General features: G+C 46.3%; 25 protein-coding genes and 1 pseudogene. 18 read left to right on the forward strand and 8 right to left on the reverse strand.

Features of this window, described 5'->3' with window-relative positions; all coding sequences use genetic code 11:
* Nucleotides 1-9: 9 nt before the first annotated feature.
* On the forward strand, nt 10-1407 hold the full coding sequence (locus ACKFKF_RS10995; RefSeq protein ID WP_446867752.1) for a phthiocerol/phthiodiolone dimycocerosyl transferase family protein: 1398 nt from the start codon (nt 10-12) through the stop codon (nt 1405-1407).
* Nucleotides 1404-2627 carry a glycosyltransferase gene (locus ACKFKF_RS11000; RefSeq protein WP_446867753.1) on the forward strand — a complete coding sequence of 408 codons (1224 nt, stop codon included), beginning with the start codon at nt 1404-1406 and terminating at the stop codon, nt 2625-2627. The genes ACKFKF_RS10995 and ACKFKF_RS11000 overlap by 4 nt, the downstream gene beginning before the upstream one ends.
* A gap of 75 nt (nt 2628-2702) precedes the next feature.
* Here the strand turns inward: ACKFKF_RS11000 and ACKFKF_RS11005 are convergent, their stop codons facing one another.
* The 3 genes from ACKFKF_RS11005 to ACKFKF_RS11015 form a co-directional block, all read right to left on the reverse strand.
* Nucleotides 2703-3101 carry a hypothetical protein gene (locus tag ACKFKF_RS11005; protein ID WP_446867754.1) on the reverse strand — a complete coding sequence of 133 codons (399 nt, stop codon included), beginning with the start codon at nt 3099-3101 and terminating at the stop codon, nt 2703-2705.
* A 409-nt stretch (nt 3102-3510) separates the two neighbouring features.
* Entirely contained in the window at nt 3511-3657 is a 147-nt protein-coding gene (locus ACKFKF_RS11010; RefSeq protein ID WP_446867755.1) for a hypothetical protein, read from the reverse strand.
* Between the two features lie 85 nt (nt 3658-3742).
* Nucleotides 3743-3874, reverse strand: a complete 132-nt coding sequence (locus ACKFKF_RS11015; RefSeq protein WP_446867756.1) for a hypothetical protein — start codon at nt 3872-3874, stop codon at nt 3743-3745.
* 48 nt (nt 3875-3922) lie between these two features.
* Here ACKFKF_RS11015 and ACKFKF_RS11020 point away from each other — a divergent pair.
* From ACKFKF_RS11020 to ACKFKF_RS11065, 10 genes and pseudogenes are all read left to right on the forward strand, one after another.
* Nucleotides 3923-4102, forward strand: a pseudogene (locus ACKFKF_RS11020) (hypothetical protein); the annotation flags it as partial.
* Nucleotides 4103-4261: 159 nt separating this feature from the next.
* Nucleotides 4262-4504, forward strand: coding sequence for a glycoside hydrolase 100 family protein (locus tag ACKFKF_RS11025; protein WP_446867792.1), 243 nt, complete (start codon nt 4262-4264; stop codon nt 4502-4504).
* 17 nt (nt 4505-4521) lie between these two features.
* Nucleotides 4522-4950, forward strand: a complete 429-nt coding sequence (locus ACKFKF_RS11030; RefSeq protein WP_446867757.1) for a PRC-barrel domain-containing protein — start codon at nt 4522-4524, stop codon at nt 4948-4950.
* 54 nt (nt 4951-5004) lie between these two features.
* Complete coding sequence (locus ACKFKF_RS11035) at nt 5005-5352, forward strand: YsnF/AvaK domain-containing protein (RefSeq protein WP_446867758.1); 348 nt, start codon at nt 5005-5007, stop codon at nt 5350-5352.
* 155 nt (nt 5353-5507) lie between these two features.
* Nucleotides 5508-6428 (forward strand): S-layer homology domain-containing protein, encoded by a 921-nt coding sequence (locus ACKFKF_RS11040; protein WP_446867759.1) that lies wholly within the window; start codon nt 5508-5510, stop codon nt 6426-6428.
* A 2-nt stretch (nt 6429-6430) separates the two neighbouring features.
* A complete protein-coding gene (locus ACKFKF_RS11045; RefSeq protein WP_446867760.1) occupies nt 6431-7279 on the forward strand; it encodes a formate/nitrite transporter family protein in 849 nt (282 codons plus the stop codon).
* A gap of 74 nt (nt 7280-7353) precedes the next feature.
* Complete coding sequence (locus ACKFKF_RS11050; protein WP_446867761.1) at nt 7354-8196, forward strand: ion channel; 843 nt, start codon at nt 7354-7356, stop codon at nt 8194-8196.
* Nucleotides 8197-8270: 74 nt separating this feature from the next.
* Nucleotides 8271-8846, forward strand: a complete 576-nt coding sequence (locus ACKFKF_RS11055; RefSeq protein WP_446867762.1) for a hypothetical protein — start codon at nt 8271-8273, stop codon at nt 8844-8846.
* Between the two features lie 86 nt (nt 8847-8932).
* Nucleotides 8933-9925, forward strand: coding sequence for a mechanosensitive ion channel family protein (locus ACKFKF_RS11060; RefSeq protein WP_446867763.1), 993 nt, complete (start codon nt 8933-8935; stop codon nt 9923-9925).
* The gene (locus ACKFKF_RS11065; protein ID WP_446867764.1) at nt 9922-11268 is read left to right on the forward strand and encodes a DUF2254 domain-containing protein; all 1347 of its coding nucleotides are present in this window, start codon (nt 9922-9924) and stop codon (nt 11266-11268) included. Before ACKFKF_RS11060 ends, ACKFKF_RS11065 begins: the two co-directional genes overlap by 4 nt.
* A 73-nt stretch (nt 11269-11341) precedes the next feature.
* On the opposite strand, the gene ACKFKF_RS11070 is transcribed toward ACKFKF_RS11065, so the two are convergent.
* Nucleotides 11342-11662 (reverse strand): cation transporting ATPase C-terminal domain-containing protein, encoded by a 321-nt coding sequence (locus tag ACKFKF_RS11070; RefSeq protein WP_446867765.1) that lies wholly within the window; start codon nt 11660-11662, stop codon nt 11342-11344.
* A gap of 160 nt (nt 11663-11822) precedes the next feature.
* Here ACKFKF_RS11070 and ACKFKF_RS11075 point away from each other — a divergent pair, with 160 nt between their 5' ends.
* From ACKFKF_RS11075 to ACKFKF_RS11090, 4 genes are all read left to right on the forward strand, one after another.
* Nucleotides 11823-12023: a hypothetical protein gene (locus tag ACKFKF_RS11075; RefSeq protein WP_446867766.1), complete on the forward strand. Its 201-nt coding sequence runs from the start codon at nt 11823-11825 to the stop codon at nt 12021-12023.
* Nucleotides 12024-12186: 163 nt separating this feature from the next.
* Nucleotides 12187-13185: a DUF389 domain-containing protein gene (locus ACKFKF_RS11080; RefSeq protein ID WP_446858878.1), complete on the forward strand. Its 999-nt coding sequence runs from the start codon at nt 12187-12189 to the stop codon at nt 13183-13185.
* A 96-nt stretch (nt 13186-13281) separates the two neighbouring features.
* The gene (locus ACKFKF_RS11085) at nt 13282-13629 is read left to right on the forward strand and encodes a hypothetical protein (RefSeq protein ID WP_446867767.1); all 348 of its coding nucleotides are present in this window, start codon (nt 13282-13284) and stop codon (nt 13627-13629) included.
* A gap of 12 nt (nt 13630-13641) precedes the next feature.
* A complete protein-coding gene (locus ACKFKF_RS11090) occupies nt 13642-13983 on the forward strand; it encodes a DUF3991 domain-containing protein (protein ID WP_446867768.1) in 342 nt (113 codons plus the stop codon).
* 111 nt (nt 13984-14094) lie between these two features.
* On the opposite strand, the gene ACKFKF_RS11095 is transcribed toward ACKFKF_RS11090, so the two are convergent.
* The 4 genes from ACKFKF_RS11095 to ACKFKF_RS11110 form a co-directional block, all read right to left on the reverse strand.
* Complete coding sequence (locus ACKFKF_RS11095; RefSeq protein ID WP_446867769.1) at nt 14095-14301, reverse strand: hypothetical protein; 207 nt, start codon at nt 14299-14301, stop codon at nt 14095-14097.
* Between the two features lie 53 nt (nt 14302-14354).
* Nucleotides 14355-14588 (reverse strand): helix-turn-helix domain-containing protein, encoded by a 234-nt coding sequence (locus ACKFKF_RS11100; RefSeq protein ID WP_446858875.1) that lies wholly within the window; start codon nt 14586-14588, stop codon nt 14355-14357.
* Between the two features lie 238 nt (nt 14589-14826).
* A complete protein-coding gene (locus ACKFKF_RS11105) occupies nt 14827-15315 on the reverse strand; it encodes an anthrone oxygenase family protein (protein WP_446858874.1) in 489 nt (162 codons plus the stop codon).
* Between the two features lie 99 nt (nt 15316-15414).
* Nucleotides 15415-16047: an FMN-dependent NADH-azoreductase gene (locus tag ACKFKF_RS11110; RefSeq protein ID WP_446867770.1), complete on the reverse strand. Its 633-nt coding sequence runs from the start codon at nt 16045-16047 to the stop codon at nt 15415-15417.
* 189 nt (nt 16048-16236) lie between these two features.
* On the opposite strand from ACKFKF_RS11110, the gene ACKFKF_RS11115 reads away from it, so the two are divergent.
* Both ACKFKF_RS11115 and ACKFKF_RS11120 read left to right on the forward strand, forming a co-directional pair.
* Nucleotides 16237-17109: an AraC family transcriptional regulator gene (locus tag ACKFKF_RS11115; RefSeq protein WP_446867771.1), complete on the forward strand. Its 873-nt coding sequence runs from the start codon at nt 16237-16239 to the stop codon at nt 17107-17109.
* Nucleotides 17110-17142: 33 nt separating this feature from the next.
* Nucleotides 17143-17550 carry a hypothetical protein gene (locus tag ACKFKF_RS11120; protein WP_446867772.1) on the forward strand — a complete coding sequence of 136 codons (408 nt, stop codon included), beginning with the start codon at nt 17143-17145 and terminating at the stop codon, nt 17548-17550.
* Nucleotides 17551-17600 lie beyond the last annotated feature (50 nt).

The following is a 17600-nucleotide window of genomic DNA, read 5'->3' on the forward strand; positions in this document are numbered from 1 at the left end:
CAGTTCACCATGCTGCCACTTGACACTCGAAGCGCGTTTAGCGCAAAGCGCAACTCTGAAGGAACTGAGTCCAGGCTTCTTGCTGCCAATGAGCAAATGATGGAAATGCTAAACCGTCAAGGCTCTGGCAGTCTAAATGTAATTACTATTAGCCAAATCAAGGGTTCACTTAGTCCTAGTCTGGTGAGACAAGCGATCGCTCACCTTCAACAACAACACCCCCGACTTAATTCTCGAATTGTTGGTTCCCTGGATAATCTAAGCTTCGATCACGGTGATTCAATGCTACCGTTACGAGTAGTTACTGGTGCACACAAACAGCAGTGGCAAGCGATCGCCTGCGAAGAGATCAACGAACCGATCGAGTCGCAAAAAGGATTGTTGAGAGCCGTTTTGGTGGAATCTGCCCAACAAGCTGACTCCTGCCATTTGATCACAACCACTCATCACGCAATTTCAGATGGCTTATCCTGTGTTCGTCTGCATTCAGAGCTTTTAATTTATTGCCAGAAAGTCACAGAAGGCAAGCCGATCGAAGTCGTTAGAGCGCCTCTACTGCCTGCTCTGGAGTCATTTCTACCAGCCTGGACAAGGGGTTGGTTGGGCAGATTGAATGCAATTCTTTTTGGCTTGGGGTTGATAGTTCAGCGTCTCAAACATCGTCCAGAACATATTCCCTTAGAGGAGTCTACTTCCCTGAGCGATCGCACAACTGGGTTGATTTGTCGTCAGATAGATCACGCCCTGACTCAAAAGATTATCGACCACTGTCAGCAGAAGAAAACGACGGTTCACAGTGCTTTGGCGGCGGCGATGATGTTAGCGGCGGCTGAAAAGATCACGCCCGATCGCAACCGCCCGATTTGTGTCAATTGTCAGTCTGCGATCGACTTGAGAAGACGACTCAAAAACTGCGCTGACGACCGCCAACTCGGATTGTTTGTGACCTCGGTGATTACTTACCATACGATCGCTGCTAAAACATCTCTCTGGAACCTCGCCCAACAGGTTAAGCGCAACATACAATCTAATATTAAATGGGGACATATTTTTCGCTTTCCACTAACATCCAAATTCTTTACCGAGTACTATCTATCGCACCCTGACGAAGTTAATTCGACTGTCTTCTTGACAAATTTGGGTCAGATTACAGTTCCTAGACAATATGGTTCATTTGAGCTAGAAAATATTCACTTCACGGTTTCCAATATCTTCTACGCAGGATCGCTTTCCGCCAGTGTGTCTACCTATGCAGGCAAAATAAACTTAAACTTCATGTTTGCCCAACCGTCACTGAGTCAAGAAACTGTTGAGCAACTAGCTGACAGCACCCTGACCTATTTATCTGAAGCCTGTCAGCCTGTCCTTCCAAACCGTTTCAAAGCATCCATTAGTGAGCAGCTATGACCGAACTTGCCATTAGCGTCTTTTTTAGTTTAGTAATTCTAACTCTAATTCAAATTCTGTTCACTGTTCTATTCGTCCAACGCTTGAAGCCTGCTCGGTTAGGAGAGTTATCTGCTTCTAAAGTAACGGTAGTTCTTTGTTTGCGGGGAGTTGATCGCAGCTTATCTGACTGTCTAGAAGGCTTGCTTTACCAAGATTATCCCAACTATACGGTGCTGATCGTAGTAGAAAGTTCTACTGATCCGGTTTGGGAAGTGATTACGCCAATTATCAGCCAATCTACGATCGCTCAAGTACAGGTTCTCAACGAGCGGTTAGAAACTTGTAGTCTCAAGTGTAGCCAACTGCTTCAGGCGATCGCATCTCTCGATTCTGATTGTGAAGTTGTGGCACTGATTGAGGCTGATACGATTCCACATTCTACCTGGCTCCGAGAACTGGTGGCTCCTTTAGAGAACGATCGCATTGGAGCAACGACCGGAAACAGTTGGTATAGCCCTGAAGGTCAAATGGGGAATGCGTTCCGCTACTTATGGAATGCGTCTAATGTGGTGATGATGTACTTTAATCAGATTCCCTGGAGTGGGTCGATCGCTTTCAAAACTGATTTAATTGATCAAACTAACCTACTAGAAATCTGGAAACATGCGCTTTCTGATGTGGTGCCTTTGCATCGTGTTTTACGACAACGAAAGCAACGCATTCAATTTGTGCCCTCGGTGATGATGATTCAGTCTCAAGCCTGTAAGTTCTCTAGCTTTTGGTGTTGGGCAACTCGTCAGATGGTGATGGTTCGGCTCTATCATTCAGCTTGGTGGGGCACTTTGATTGCCAGTGTGATTAATACTCTGGTGATTGGACGAGCTATAATTCTACTTGCGATCGCGGCGCTAACAGGTCAGTGGTCAGCCTTGATTTGGGTGGGGTCTGGGTTAGCATTCTACACGGTGATGATTGCGGTGTTGGTTAGCTTGTTGCAGCGGGGAGTTGTGCGGGCAAAGGGAGAACGAACTGGTATTTCTATGGGCGCGATCGCTCGATGTTCAATTGCCATTCCTTTTGCTCAGTTCGTTCAGACTGGAGTATTTATAGCGGCTTTGCTGACGAAAACACTCAAATGGCAAGGGATCATCTATCAAATCAGTGCCCCAAAAAGCATTCAGGTTCTCTTTGGTCAATCTGCTGCCCAACCTACAGAAGTAGAAATTCCTTTTAGCTGACGCTAGTAGATTAAAATTCAGTCAATCAATCAGGAATCTTTACTCTATGGTGTTTTGGACGACTTCAAATTTTGGTCAGCGGGGGCTAACAGTTTGACCTCGGCTCCAGGGATTGTTCCAGATAGTAGTTGTGGTGCCGTCTGGGTGGGTTGTAACCTGGCCACTTCCCCAGGGATTGTTCCAGGTGGTGGTTGTGCTACCGTCTGGATTGGTGATGACCTGACCACTTCCCCAGGGATTGTTCCACGAGGAGGTCGTGGTGCCAGTGTTGGAGGAGCCGGAAGAACTGTTGTTTGGGTTCATAGTTTGAGGTGGATTAGCTTGTGGATTAACTTGGGATGTAACATTAGTCGCGGATTCATTAGTCCACTGTGAGGCAACAGGTTTAGAACTCGCATGAACGATCGTTGCTGCAACCAGTGCTAAAATGCCGAAGGCAATCAGAGGTAGAAGTCCGTGAGAACGATTGAGCATTATCATCTCCTTAAGTTAGGATGCCAAATCAAGCTCAATAAATTGGGCTAACTCAACGTTTTGGAGCGGTGAAAATTGAGAAAAGGTTGTTTCGGGATGGGTAGATCGAGCCGAAGGTAGTCAGCGACACTAGCCGATAAGCATCGTGCATTTATGATCGTATATTACCAGAAATTACTAAAAGCAGTCAGTCACAGACACTACTTTTTATGACTAATCATTTTCTCCATGATTACTATAGAAATCCTGTTTGAGTGGTGAGAATTCGGTGCTTAGGATCGTGAATTAAATAAGATCGTTTATTGCCAAGCTACTTCTCCCCCTTTGATCACCTGCAAGAAGAATGAGCGACAGCACCCGACTTCAGAGTTACAGCCAATCAATAACATAAAAAGTCAATCCGTAGTGACTAACCTAACTCTCGTTGCTGGGCGTTAATTTTCTCACAAGCGGAAACTTTACTATTGTCAGCGGCGATCGCACATCGTTCCATGAAATGTCCATACCGCTCTGGCTCAAAGCTAGACTGGACTTGCCCATCTCGACTAGATCGCAACAACTTCCTCCGAAGGCTCCTTTGGAACAACCAGAAGCCAACCGTTCTCAACCCGAAAATTGTAATCCTGTTCACCCTCAAGTTCCTAAGTTCCGGTTTGCTCGAAGTGGTTCCAGAGTTGCTCGATTACGATCGCAGCTTCAGGAGTCAAGGCTGGAGATTGCTGTAATTCTTCTCTCGCTACGCTTCCTTTGGAGTTGCGCTCTGCGCTAATCACGCTATAAATGGTATGCTAGTTAGGCTTTTTGGTCGATTTCTTCTGGTGGACTTTCGGATGATGAAGTTGAAACAGAAGATATCTGGTGGGTTTCGCTCAGTCGAAGGAGCGCAAATGTTTGGTCGCATTCGCGGCTATATTTCCACGCTCAAGAAGCAAGGATTAAATGTGTTGGATGCACTTAAGCAAGTGTTCCTGGGCAATCCGACTATCCCTCAACCTGAGTAGTTACCCTGCTTGAACTGAGACAGTTTTCTAAAACGCTTAAATAATGCCTAAAAGCATATTAAGAGAAGTCCTACAATTCCTGAGTTGGACGAATTGTAGTCAGCATCACCTGGCTAGTCATCCAGTCATCCAGTCATCCAGTCATCCAGTCATCCAGTCATCCAGTCATCCAAGCGCTATGGTCGATCGGGTCATTTGATTGGTAAAAAAGCACGATTGCACCAAACTTGGAGTATCGCGGGACTGATAGCAGCGAAAGAACTAATGAGCAATCCGGCTCATCTCAATTTGATTACTTTTCAACTACGAACATCATTTTCTGAGCTTGTCACTTTCGAGTCACATTCGCTTTCAACACTAAAGATAGTGCAATTCACTATTTCCCTAACGCAACACATCTAAACATAGAGGACAATCTAATGGCACTGATGAAATTCAAAGAATTTTATCCAGACTATCGCAGCACATCCACGAGCGATGGTTTCGATATCGATGACCTAAAGAACTTTAGCGTTTACGCAGATGGAAACGACAAAGTTGGCTCAGTTCATGACATTTTAGTTGATGCTCAAGATGGGCGTATCCGCTATTTTGTTGTTGATACTGGCTTCTGGGTGTTTGGCAAAAAAGTTTTACTTCCCGTGGGCCGCGCTAATGTTGACAACAGTGACAACCGCATCTACGTCAGTGGCATGACCAAAGAACAAGTTGAAGAATTGCCAAACTACGATGAGTTGGACAAGATCGGCTACAACTACGAAGAACAGGTGCGAAACGTTTATCGCCTGATTGGTCTGACACCTGGACTCGCGAAAGATCAAAGCAAGCAAAAAACCTCCAAAACGTGATCGCCTCGTAGTTCAGATACCTACCGCTACGAAGACGATGCAGACCTATATGATTTGAGCAATCACCAAGGACTGAAGCTCTACGAAGAACGCCTGATTGCCAGCAAAAAGCGTCAGAAAACGGGAGAAGTCTCGATCGGCAAGCACGTCGAAACCACAACTGCTCGAACCACTCCAACTCAACCAACCACGATCGACCCTAGCGATGCGGCGTTCCGAGAAGGAGAAGTCGCTCACATGAATGTGTACGAAGAAACGCCTGACATTCGCAAAGAAGGCTTTGTACAGGAAGAAGTGCGAGTGCGAAAAGAAGTTGAACAAGACACCGTGACCGCAGAAGAACCGATTCGTCGTGAACAACTGGATGTTGATACACAAGGACAACTGATCGTTGAACATTAAAAGCAGACTTTCTGGGTAATCGGCGTAGGGGTTTGTGCGAATAAGTGCAAGCCTCTACCGTATCCGTTTTTAGGGTATTGACTTCATCCTACTGATGGAGGAATGCTTTACTAAGAGAAGCTAGTCTTCAAGCAACGAAACGTGAAAGCCATACCATGTTAAAACTGAAGTTAACTAACCAAGCAAAGATCGGAGCGATTACGATCGGAGTCTTAACAGCTACAATCGTACCCTTCGCCGCTTTGCTGTCGAATTCGGCTACGGCTCAGAACGCAAACTTTCCAGATACTTCAGACCACTGGGCGCAACCCTTCATTGCCCAGTTAGCTGAACGTAACATTATTACAGGATATCCAGACGGTACTTATCGTCCAAATCGTCCTGTTGAGCGAGATGAATTTGCCGCGATCGTTCGCAGTGCGTTTGATCAGAACAAGGAACGAAGTATTTCCAGTGGCAGCGATTTCAACGATGTGCCTCAAGGGTATTGGGCATCGTCTGCAATTAAAGAGGCGTATGAAACTGGATTTCTCTCTAGCTATCCAAACGGTACTTTTCGTCCGACTCAGCCTGTTACTAGAGTAGAAGCTATTACTGCACTGGCAAGAAATTTAGAATTGCAAAAGGCAGCACAGATCCCTCAACAATCTGCGGCTCCCACTGCCCCGAATCAAGCAACTCGCTCGCAACCTGCTAGACGAGGAGGATTCATGCTCCCGATCGCGTCAACGATGCTTCTAGCACCGTTTATTCGCCCTGCTGCGGCAGCCGCAACTCAGATCAAAGCTGCGACCCCAACTGCAACGAATCAACCTAAACCTCAATCACCTTCTGCTCTAGTGAATGAGTACTATCAGGATGCAGACCAGATTCCGCAGTCCGCAGTCAATGAGGTTGCTGCTGCAACACGAGCCGGAATCATAGTCAATCATCCGAATGTTAGAGTTCTAAATCCAAATCAGCCCGCGACTCGTGGGGAAATGGCAGCTTTAATTCATCAAGCCTTAGTGAGCCAGGGTCGAGTTGAACCCATTTCTAATCCATCTGCCGCTCAGTATATTGCAGGACAACGCTAATTATGACTGTTAGCAATTCACCTGCGGAGGAGCGATTTCAGCAAGAAATCGGATTGAGTCTACGGGAGCGCCAAGGGATCGTTGAACGTCTGCGTCCAAGCGCGTTGATGATTCATGAAACCATTCGCCTTGAAGGAGAGTATCAACTGCGTCGCCCAGTCTCAGCACTGGCGTGGTCTGCATTAGCGGCTGGATTATCGATGGGCTTTTCACTGGTGGCTCAAGGCTTGCTGCGGGCAAATTTGCCGGATCAGTCTTGGAGTACGATCGTGGCGAGTTTCGGTTATAGCGTTGGCTTTGTGATCGTGGTGATGGGTCGCCAGCAACTGTTTACGGAAAACACCTTGACAGCAATCTTGCCGCTTCTTTCTCAACCGAGTCGAGCGGCATTTTTGCAGGTTTTGCGACTGTGGTCGATTGTGTTGTTGAGCAATCTAACGGGTGCGGCGCTATTTGCGATCGTGATTGGAAACATCGATATGTTTTCAACCGAGGTACAACATACCTTTACTGAAATTGGGTTAGAAGCTCTCAAAGGTGAAACACTAGAAATGTTATGCCAGGGAGTTTTTGCTGGATGGTTAATTGCGTTAATGGTTTGGCTACTGCCATCGGCAGAAGCTTCTCAGTTCTGGGTGATTATCCTCATTACATCTTTAGTCGGATTAGCTGAGTTTCCACACAGCATTGCTGGATCGGTTGAAGTCCTTTACTTGGTCATGACTGGCACAGCGACTTGGGCACAGTATTTTGGGCATTTCTTGATGCCAACACTGCTAGGTAATATTATTGGTGGAGTTTCGCTGGTTGCTGCGCTCAATCATGCTCAAGTGGCGCGCTATGAAGATTAGTCGCGTCAAGTTTCACCCCGATGGGATCACTCTACAGAGAGTTGTTGAATTGGTTGCACCGCCAATAGAGTATTATGAACCCCTCACAACCGCCAGCAGAACAATCTCTATCGCAAGCCCGAAGCGAAATGCTCCAACAGCTAGAAGCTTGGCTTGATCTGCCAATGCTAGCGTTAAGCTTCGTGTGGCTCGCTTTATTTGTTGTTGAACTTATTTGGGGACTCAATCCATTTTTCGATGTTATTAGCATTACGATTTGGATTCTGTTTATTTTTAATTTTTTATTAGAGTTTGCTCTAGCCCCCTATAAGCGTGTTTATCTTCAGCGAAACTGGTTAACGGTCTACTCGTTGGTTTTACCTGCGCTCCGCACCTTGCGAGTTGTACGGGTAGTGAAGGCGCTACGATCTGTGCGGGCAGTGCGAGGAATGCGATTATTAGGTGTAATGACTCGTACCACGAGAGGAATGCGATCGCTGAGTGCTAGTTTTCGACGGCGCGGATTTGGCTATGTTGTGGCTTCAACGACGATCGTCACTTTGATAGGGGCTGCGGGCATGTATGCCTTTGAGCGAGATATCCCGAACGGCTTAGATAGCTATGGGACTGCTGTATGGTGGACTGCGATGCTGATGACCTCGATCGGGTCAGACTATTTTCCTCAGTCGCCGGAGGGCCGTATTTTGTGCTTTGTATTGGCAGTGTATGGTTTTGCCATCTTTGGGTATGTGACAGCTACGCTTGCTACCTTCTTTATCGGTCGAGATGCCGAAGATGAGCAAGCTGAGATTGCTGGGACAAAATCAATCCAAGCTTTACACACAGAAATTGCTGCACTGCGAACCGAGATTCAAAGCTTATCTCGCACTCATCAAGTGGTTAATGCATTGCGTGATCAAACCGATTCGCAACAATAATCTTAGATTACCTACTTCAAAAACGAGTTGAAAGGATTCTGAAGATGTAGATCAGGAGTGACATGCGCCAACTAATGGTTCAAGTACCACAAGGGCAAGGGGAGGCAGTCCTGCAAATCGCAAAGTCTTGTGAGGCAGTCAATGTTTCAAAGACGGAAGCTCAAAGCATGGAACGAGCGATCGAGCTAATCATCCTTCACGTCTCTAATCGACAGGTCGAAGATCTCCTTGCCCAGCTAGAAGAGTTACCAGAAGCCCATATTACTTTGTTGCCAACGGGCGTGATTGCATTGCGCCCTCCCGCATCTGAAGCTCCGCAGCAAGTCACCAATGTTCAATCTCGCAGCCCGATCGAGATCTTCTTATCTGGGCTGCAAAGCGTGGGATCGTGGCGAAGTTTTCTGGCGTATGCCGCAGTTGCCGGGATTGTCGTGTGGATTGGACTCTACACGAATACGAGCTATCTACTGGTTGCTGCAATGCTGATTGCTCCGCTGGTGGCTGAAGTCTATGTGCAGCGTGACACAAACAATCCTGCTTCTTCTGAGCAAATCCGCGATCGCTTAACTCAAACGATTCAAACTCGCTTACTAAACCAAGGATTTAATGTAACTCCACTAGTCAATGTAACCGTTTTAGAAGCACCTTAGCCTTAACGAAGAACTAAAGATAGATGGAAAGTTCAGCTTGCTACTCTATTATCGGGGCGAAGTTAGAGAGGGCTGAACAAGCAATCATGATCGAATTATCTGCGATCTGGAGCAAGCTGCAAGAGATGGTGAGCGGCTTTCTAGCTTTGCTGCCTAATATTGTCCTGGCGATCGTTGTCTTTGCCATTTTCTTTTTCGTTGGTAGAAGCATCAAGCGCATTGTTCGACGTGCGACTGAAAATCGCCGCCGCGCTAGAAATCTAGGATTGGTTTTAGGACGACTGGCGCAAGGGTCTATTGTTCTTGTCGGATTGTTTGTTGCATTGTCGATCGTCATTCCGTCGCTAAGAGCAGGTGATCTTGTTCAGCTTCTTGGAATTAGTGGGGTTGCGATCGGGTTTGCATTTCGCGATATTCTACAAAATTTTCTATCTGGAATTTTAATCTTATTGACAGAGCCATTCCAAATTGATGATCAGATTGTTTTTAAGAATTTTGAAGGAACCGTTGAACGGATTGAAACTCGTGCAACAACGATTAGAACCTATGACAATCGCCGCATTGTGATTCCTAACTCTGAACTCTTTACGAATTCCGTCACCGTTAACACTGCATTGCAGCATCGGCGGATGGAATACGATATTGGTATTGGATACGGAGACGATATCCATCTGGCAAAACAACTGATGCTAGAAGCGATCGCAAGTGTGAATGAAGTTCTTAAAGAACCTGCGCCTGATGTTTTGGTCGTTGGGTTTGGTGAGAGTGCGGTCAATATTCGGGTTCGCTGGTGGATTTCGCCCCCTCGTCGGATTGATGACTTAACCTCTCGTGATCAGGTACTCATCGCCATCAAACAGAAGCTATACATTGAAAATGGGATCGATTTGCCTTATCCAACTCAGCAAATCCTCTTTCATGACCAAACTGAAGAAACGGATGGAGATCGTACTCGACAACGAGAAGGCTGGCTAGTGGGTCGAAATCAGCAAGCCCCCAAACCTCGAAACATTAGTCGTGTATTGCAACATCTTGCACAGCAGTCATCCAATGGGCATCAACCTCCAAAAGATTCATGAAAAATACGAAGCTAACGAAACTGTGGGATTCGCTGCAATCTAGCTACTGGTTCCTACCCACGTTAATTGCAGTCCTCATGGCAGTGCTGGCATTGATTCTGCTTTATATTGATTGGATCGGCAAGGCTCCAGGATTTTGGTGGTTGTACACAGGCAGTCCTGCTGGCGCGCGATCGATGCTTTCGACTGTTGCAGGAGCAATGGCAACCGTTGCAGGAACAGCGTTCTCAATTACGATCGTGGCGCTTCAGCTTGCTTCATCCAACTTTGGCCCTCGGTTGCTGCGTAATTTTATGCATGATGTTGGCAATCAATTTGTTTTAGGAACGTTCATTGGCACGTTTCTTTATTGCCTGCTGGTGTTGCGAAATATCCGAGGAGAAGACTTTGATCAGTTTTTACCGCAGCTTTCTATCACCGTTGGGATGGGATTAGCGATTTTTAGTACCCTTGTTTTAATCTATTTTATTCATCACGCTTCCACCATCATTCAAGCTTCTTCCGTAATTTCAACGGTAAGTGATGAACTAGAACAGACCATCGATCGATTGTTTCCTCAACAGATTGGATATAGCTTAGAAGACTCACAGCATCACGCTGGAGAAATCCCAGCACAGTTTGAACAGCGATCGACTCTGGTTAAATCGACTCACAAAGGCTATTTACAACTGATCGACGATGAAAAATTAATGAAAATTGCGTGTCAATCAGATGTATTACTGTGCCTAAAAGCAAAGCCTGGTAGTTATTTGATTAAAGGAAGTCCGCTCGCTTTGATCTACCCACAAGAGCATCTTTCTTCTAAGTTAGCGAAGCAGATCAACAAAGCTTTTATCGTGGGTCAAGAACGGACAGAAAAGCAGGATATTGCTTTTCCAATTGAGCAGTTGGTAGAAATTGCTTCGCGGGCACTTTCTCCAGGAATCAATGATCCGTTCACTGCGATTCGCTGTCTCGATCGTCTAGGAGCAGGCTTAAGTCAACTGGTTCAACGGGATTTTCCCTCGCCCTACCGTTATGATAAATATCGCAATTTACGAGTGATTGTAGAGCCTGTGCAGTTCGAGTTTCTAGTAGATCGTGCTTTTACTCAGATTCGTCAGTATGGGCAATCCGATTCGACAGTGTTGATTCAATTGTTAGATACGATCGCACGAGTCGCTACCTATACCAAAAGCCCGAAGCAACGGATAGTCTTACGTCACCATGCGGAAATGGTTTGGCGAGGAAGTCAGGAAGGACTGTCTGAAGAGTACGATCGCACCCAGGTCGAAAAGCAGTATCAGAAGGCTTTAGCCACATTAGACCCGAAAGCAACTGAACTTGAACTGAGGCAACTTTGAAGAAATGAAGCCTGTGAATCCAGAATGTCGAAGTTAGCTCTAGCGATACTCTCATCATTTCCGGAATTCACTGTTAATCAAATCGGTCAATCCGATTCACCAAAAGCGCCACTGAAATCATCGGCAGTGCTGGAAGAAGGCAGATCAGCCATTGCGTGAGATTTAGTGATGCGGTTCCAAATAACACATTCATCATGCTCCACTGGCTGAAGACGAATTGTAAGACGATCGTGCCCCCAACGCCAAAAATAATGGTGCGAGTATCGCTGAAAGCCAGTGCTTTTCTTCCTCGAAGTTTCGCAAATAGAGTCGCTCCTAGTTGACTAATGCTCAACAGATAAACAATCCGACCTGCTACTAAGTAGCTGGGTGGAATTAAAGAGAAGACCCTCATTCCCAACCCTTCTTCCCAAGGAGAAAGGAGCTAGATTCAAAGTCCCTCTGGGTGAGGGCGGTTTGCGGCATCTTACGTTTAATTAGCCCTTGAGCAGAGCATCGACTGGTTTGAGAATAATGTTGCTGAACATATTCCTAACCCTTCAGATTCCGACTGGTTGATTACTCGACTACAAGCGATCGTCGCAAACTTATCAAGATACGCATTTGATTTCCTGGCAAATTCCATTAACGCGGCGTTTGAATTCGTCGTTGTTGTCGTATTGACATTGATGTTGCTGGTTAATCCACAGGTATATCGTCAGGCGCTGGTTCGATTTTTCCAGCATTTTACCGGAAGCGAATGGATGAAGTCTTGACCCAATGCGCGACCACTCCAATTCAGTAGTTGATCAAGTGCGGGCGACGCTGCTTGGCACCGAGCAGTTGCGAAAAGTACCTCCTTTGAATCTAACCTATGCTAGATGAAAAATGTTAGGAAGGTCGCCTTTAATCTTCATCAGACTCTTTGTAGCAAATTCAATGGTGCTGAAAAATATCCGCGATCGCTTTAGACAGTCTCGTCGTAAACGGCGTGATCCTCCGCAAGTTCAGCAGTTTGTGGCAGATTTGATGGCGGAATCAAAGTCTGATGAGGTTTACTTAATTCTGATCGTCAGTTCCTGTGCGATCGCAACGTTTGGACTGCTCTCCAACAGCACTGCTGTGATTATTGGGGCGATGATCGTTGCGCCGCTGATGTTGCCAATTCGGGGACTCGCGCTAGGTGCCTTGATTGGAAATCTCTCTTTGTTTCGTCAAGGTGCAATTTCAGTCGCGATCGGAACTCTACTCGCCATTGTAATTTCCTGGCTATTGGGTGTGCTTGTTGCCTTACCGAGCTATGGAAGCGAGATTTTAGCGCGATCAGAACCGACATTGCTGGATTTAGGAATTGCAGTCGCAGCAGGTGGCATTAGTGGCTATGCCAAGGTTGAACCAAAGATTGCGGGCAGTTTAGCGGGAACTGCGATCGCGGTTGCCCTAATGCCTCCAGTTTGTGTCATTGGCTTAGGATTAGCAGCATCAGACTGGTCACTCAGCCTTGGAGCAACTCTGCTCTATCTGACCAACTTACTTGGCATCACATTATCTTGTATGCTGACGTTTCTGATTGCAGGCTATACCCGATTTCGCCATGCCCGAAAAGCATTAACGTGGGCAACGCTTCTAACCGTAATTCTGTTAATTCCTTTGGGAGTAAGCTTTGCCCGTTTGATTCAGCAAGCACAACTACGGACTAACTTGCAGCAAGCTTTACTAAATCGCACTGTCACGTTTCAACGGCTCGAACTACTCAGAACCGATGTAGATTGGCTTTCACAGCCGCCGATCGTCCGATTGAGTGTACGAGCAAGAGAACCTGTTACTCCCCGACAAGTGCAGCTTTTAGAAGAATTTATTAGTCGAGAAATGAGGCAGCCTTTCACGCTCATTTTTGAAGTCGGTCAAATTGAAGAAGTGCGCCGTTCGGAACAGTAAGCAGTCGATCGATTAGTCTGGTTCTCCTTGCATCTCTCGAACTTCAAACGTAACTACTCAGGTTGAGGGATAGTCGGATTACCCAAGAACACTTGCTTGAGTGCATCCAATACAACAGAACGCAATTCAGAAATTGAGGCTGCCAACAAGCCAGCCATACCTCCTGCTTCCCCAATTCAATCGCACCCAGAAACTAACCAAGCAAATTCGATCAACATTGCAGCCCTCGCCAATGAAGTGAGAAATTTTGATTTAGAAGCCGTAGCAGCCAGTTTGGGACTTCAGAAAGACCGACGCGACAAGAACAAGTGGAAAGATGCAAGTCACACAATTAGCATCAATGACGGAAAATTCATGGATTGGTTAGCTGATAAAGGTGGTGGAGGTGCGATCGATCTCGTCATGCACGTTCGCAAAATTGAGTTCAAGGAGGCAGTTCAGTAGCTTTCAGGGCAAATGCTATCCGCTCCTGTTCAGTTTCAATCCTCTTCAGTACAAAAAGAGCCTCGTCCACTCGAATTGCCGCCCCGAAACGAAGACCATTGGGCAACCGTGCGACAGTACCTTGTTGAAACACGAGGGCTACCTGCAACTTGGGTTGATCGCTTTCACAACACAGGGTTAATTTACGCAGATGATCATCGCAATGCTGTTTTTCTTCGGCATAGCGATCGACACAACGACCAAGCCTGGTCACGTCATGAAGCCACAGGTGCAAGTCTGCGCGGCACACGCTATACAGAACACGCCTTTCATGGATTGGCTCCTGGTTCGTCTCGTGAGAATGGATGGTTTTAGTTGCGATCAGCGAATGGCGAAGTCAATCGAGTGATTTTGATCAAATCCCCGATCGATGCCATCTCTCTAGCGGTCTTGGAAAAAGAGAAGTCGTCAAACTCAACTACGGTGTCAACCGACGGGGTTGCAGCCTGGAAAATTCACCGCATCTTCGTCTAGAAATCCAGCGATCGCCATTTCGATCACCGCTTCGATCGGAAAATTGACTTGAGCTGCATACGTCATCAGTCCAAGTTTAATTTTTTCCGGCAACCCGTCTAAGAATGCTTGAGCGACTTCAGGGCTGAGATGTTCACGGACTTGTTCAGGGGCTTGCATCGTCATTCCTCCCTACTTCTTACGAACGTTATAGCGTGGTTTTGCACTCTGGATCATCCGTGTCTCCAGAAGGTCGCCTCGCTGAAAAGTTTGAATCGTCGCCCTAATCCATCTGCTCCCGCTGCTTCAAAGGCTTGTTTCGACTTGCTAATGAAACCGACTGAAACCTGCAACACGTCTTGAATCGCAAAATAGGTGTACCCCTGTAAGACCATCTGCACCGCCAGTGCCCGCTTCAGTTCACGCGGGTCTGGATTGCTTTGAATCATCGCAATTAGCTCTTCCATCGGTCGCTTCGCTGCATCAGAAGTTAAACTGTGCAATAGCTTAACTTCCTTGGAGAATTCTTACAACTAATTTAGGACTACTATAGCAATCCTAAATTAGTTGTAAGAATCTTGAAATAGCCCGTTCTTAGTGATTCATTCTCAACCATTAATTGACGACCAACCACTAATCACTAAGGACTAACCACAGAATTCTCACAACTCAAATGGGATAGCGATATCAGCTTGTCTGACGCAATCACTTTACCCCGCAAACCGTAAACAATATCGCTGCCGCTAATGCTGCAATTGTCCGAAGGTGGTTCCAGAAAGTCCAGTTAGCCAGGTATTTAGTCCATAGGGTTGTCCCTTCTGGGCTGTCGGGTTTGACCACTGCCAAGGCATCGTTTAATGGAACATTGCAGGCGATCGTGACTCCAATTGTACCAACCAGATAGAACAGACTACCGAGCAACAAGTAGCTTGTCCCTGGCTGCTGCCACTTCAACATTGAGGAAATGGCTAGAAAAATACAAGTTGCGCCTGTTCCCAGGAATACGGTCATGAACCAGGGATTAATTACCGTGATATTGATCGACTGCATAGTGGCAATCCCGGATGCGGTCGGCTGTTGAGCCAGAGCATTCATGACAAAGGTTGAGAAGGCGAAGAAGACTCCTGCGATTAGTCCACAACCTAGCACCGAGAACAGCTTCAATCCAAAAAGCAAGGGGTGAGGGATTTCCATAAACTCTCCTACGGCTTACTGTAAGTTCAAACTGAGTAATCGTTTGCTGAACAATCTGATTAAGCGATCGCAGCCGCTATTAAAGGTTACTGCATTGCGCTATCCTCCAACCAGTTGAGCAATTTGAGTACGAGCAGATGCAATTGACTCTGCCAACTTTTGCCCGCCGTATTCGTCGTCTTCAACATAAATAAAGGTGATATCAGTGATGCCTATAAACCCAAAAACAGTAACAAGATAAGGGTCATGATGATTCATCTTCTCGTAGCGACCACCAGGCTGAAAGCCAGAATCACCTCGTGCTTCGATGATAAACATTTTCTTACCTAACACGAGTGGCTTAAAAGCATTGGCACGATCATCGGGTTCAAAGGCAACGGTGCGTCCAACTCGGACAATTTGATCAATGTAAGCCTTGAATCCACTGGGAACACTGAAGTTGTACATGGGAACGCCCATCACATAGATGTCAGCCGCTAAAAATTCATCTACGAGCCGATCGCTGAAGTAAATAGCTTTCTGCAACTCAGGTGTGTGTTGTTCAGGGGGTGTGAAAGCAGCAGCAATCCAGGGTTCATCCACATGAGGAATAGGATTACGACCGATATCTCGATAGGTGACGGTAGCGGTTGGATGAATTTGTTTCCATTGTTCGATAAATTCTCTCGTGAGTTTACGCGAATGAGAGCGCTCTCCTCTAGGACTCGAATCAAGATGCAATAGATGTGCCATAGGTTCTCCTGATGGATTACTCTCTCAGCTTAGGCAATCATTTTGAGCGGGACTATCTGATTCCTGTGCCACTATCAAAATCTTGCGGTTCCTTCGGATTTGCGCTTTGCGCTAAATGGTTTTCAGCCTGCTTGATGGAAAGCCTGAAAAAGTGAATACAATCAGAACTAAACGCATTAGGATTGCATCATGAAAAATCCTGTGACACCTCAGCTCGAATGTGGCTGCCCACCCCTCTTATCTAGCCGAAATCAAGGTTGGGAAAACATTCTAGTCGAACAATTTCAACATCCGCCGGGGGAAGGAAAAACTTATTACAGCGATGAACACACGATTTGTCTGTCGCTTGCTACTCGTCCCGTTCGCTTTCTACAGATCAAAGGAGGCAAAACCCACACGAGCCTGTATGGAAAAGGTGACATTTCTATCACGCCTGCCAAGATGCCGTTTTTTGCGCGTTGGGAGGGAGATGACCACTACCTGCATATTCGGATTGCGTCTCAATTTATTCAAAACGTTGCCAGAGAAAGCCTAGAGAGAGATTGCGAACGCTTGGAGTTGCTGCCCGAATTTCGGACGCGCGATCCGCAGATTGAAGCGATCGGCATGATGTTACTCACTGAACTTCAACAAGACAATTTAGGCGGCAGGCTCTACATCGACTCGCTATCCAATGTTCTGGCAGTCCATCTCCTTAGACAATATGCGGCGGTCAAACCTGCATTACCGATTTACAGCGGGGGCTTACCTCAGCGGCAACTTCTAAAAGTCTTAGATTACATCAATGATCATCTCGATCAAGCGATTAAGCTGGCAGATTTGGCGGCGTTGCTAGAGATGAGTCAATTTCACTTCAGCCATTTATTTAAGCAAGCGATCGGAACGTCTCCTCACCAATACCTGCTTCAACAACGAATCGAACGCGCAAAGCAGTTGTTAAAACAGAGCAATCAATCGATTCTGGACATTGCTTTGATGTGTGGATTTAACAGTCACAGCCATCTGAGTAAACAGTTTCGGCGAGCGACTGGGATAACACCAAAAGCTTACAGAGTCAGATAGCGGATAGCTATATCTCAAAGGGAGTGGGAGGTTATGAAGTATGGCTATATTGAGCGCGAACGCCGCTTTTTGATTAAAAGTTTACCCCTCGACCTGAGCTTAGAGCATGATTATCGTCGGATACAGGATGTCTATTTTCTAGATACTCACCTGCGCCTACGCACGATTACCACGCCGGATGGACAATTGATTCAGCAGAAGTTTGCTCGAAAACAAGCCATGAGTGACTCTAATCGTCACGCCCACATTACCAACCTTTACTTAGCTCCAAATGAATACCAACTGTTGGCTTCGCTAAAGGGATCAGACCTACACAAGCGACGGTATCGATATCCCTATCTCAAACAGATTGTTGCGGTTGATGTGTTTGAAGGGCAGCTAACAGGACTGATCTTAACCAAGAAACGAGGGAGGCAAAAGCGACAGGTTAAGTTTTTTTAGAAGCAGTTTGAGAGGGATGCTGTATTGTAGTATCTTGTAGTATGACAAAG

It is taken from the genome of Phormidesmis sp. 146-12 (genome assembly GCF_052939495.1).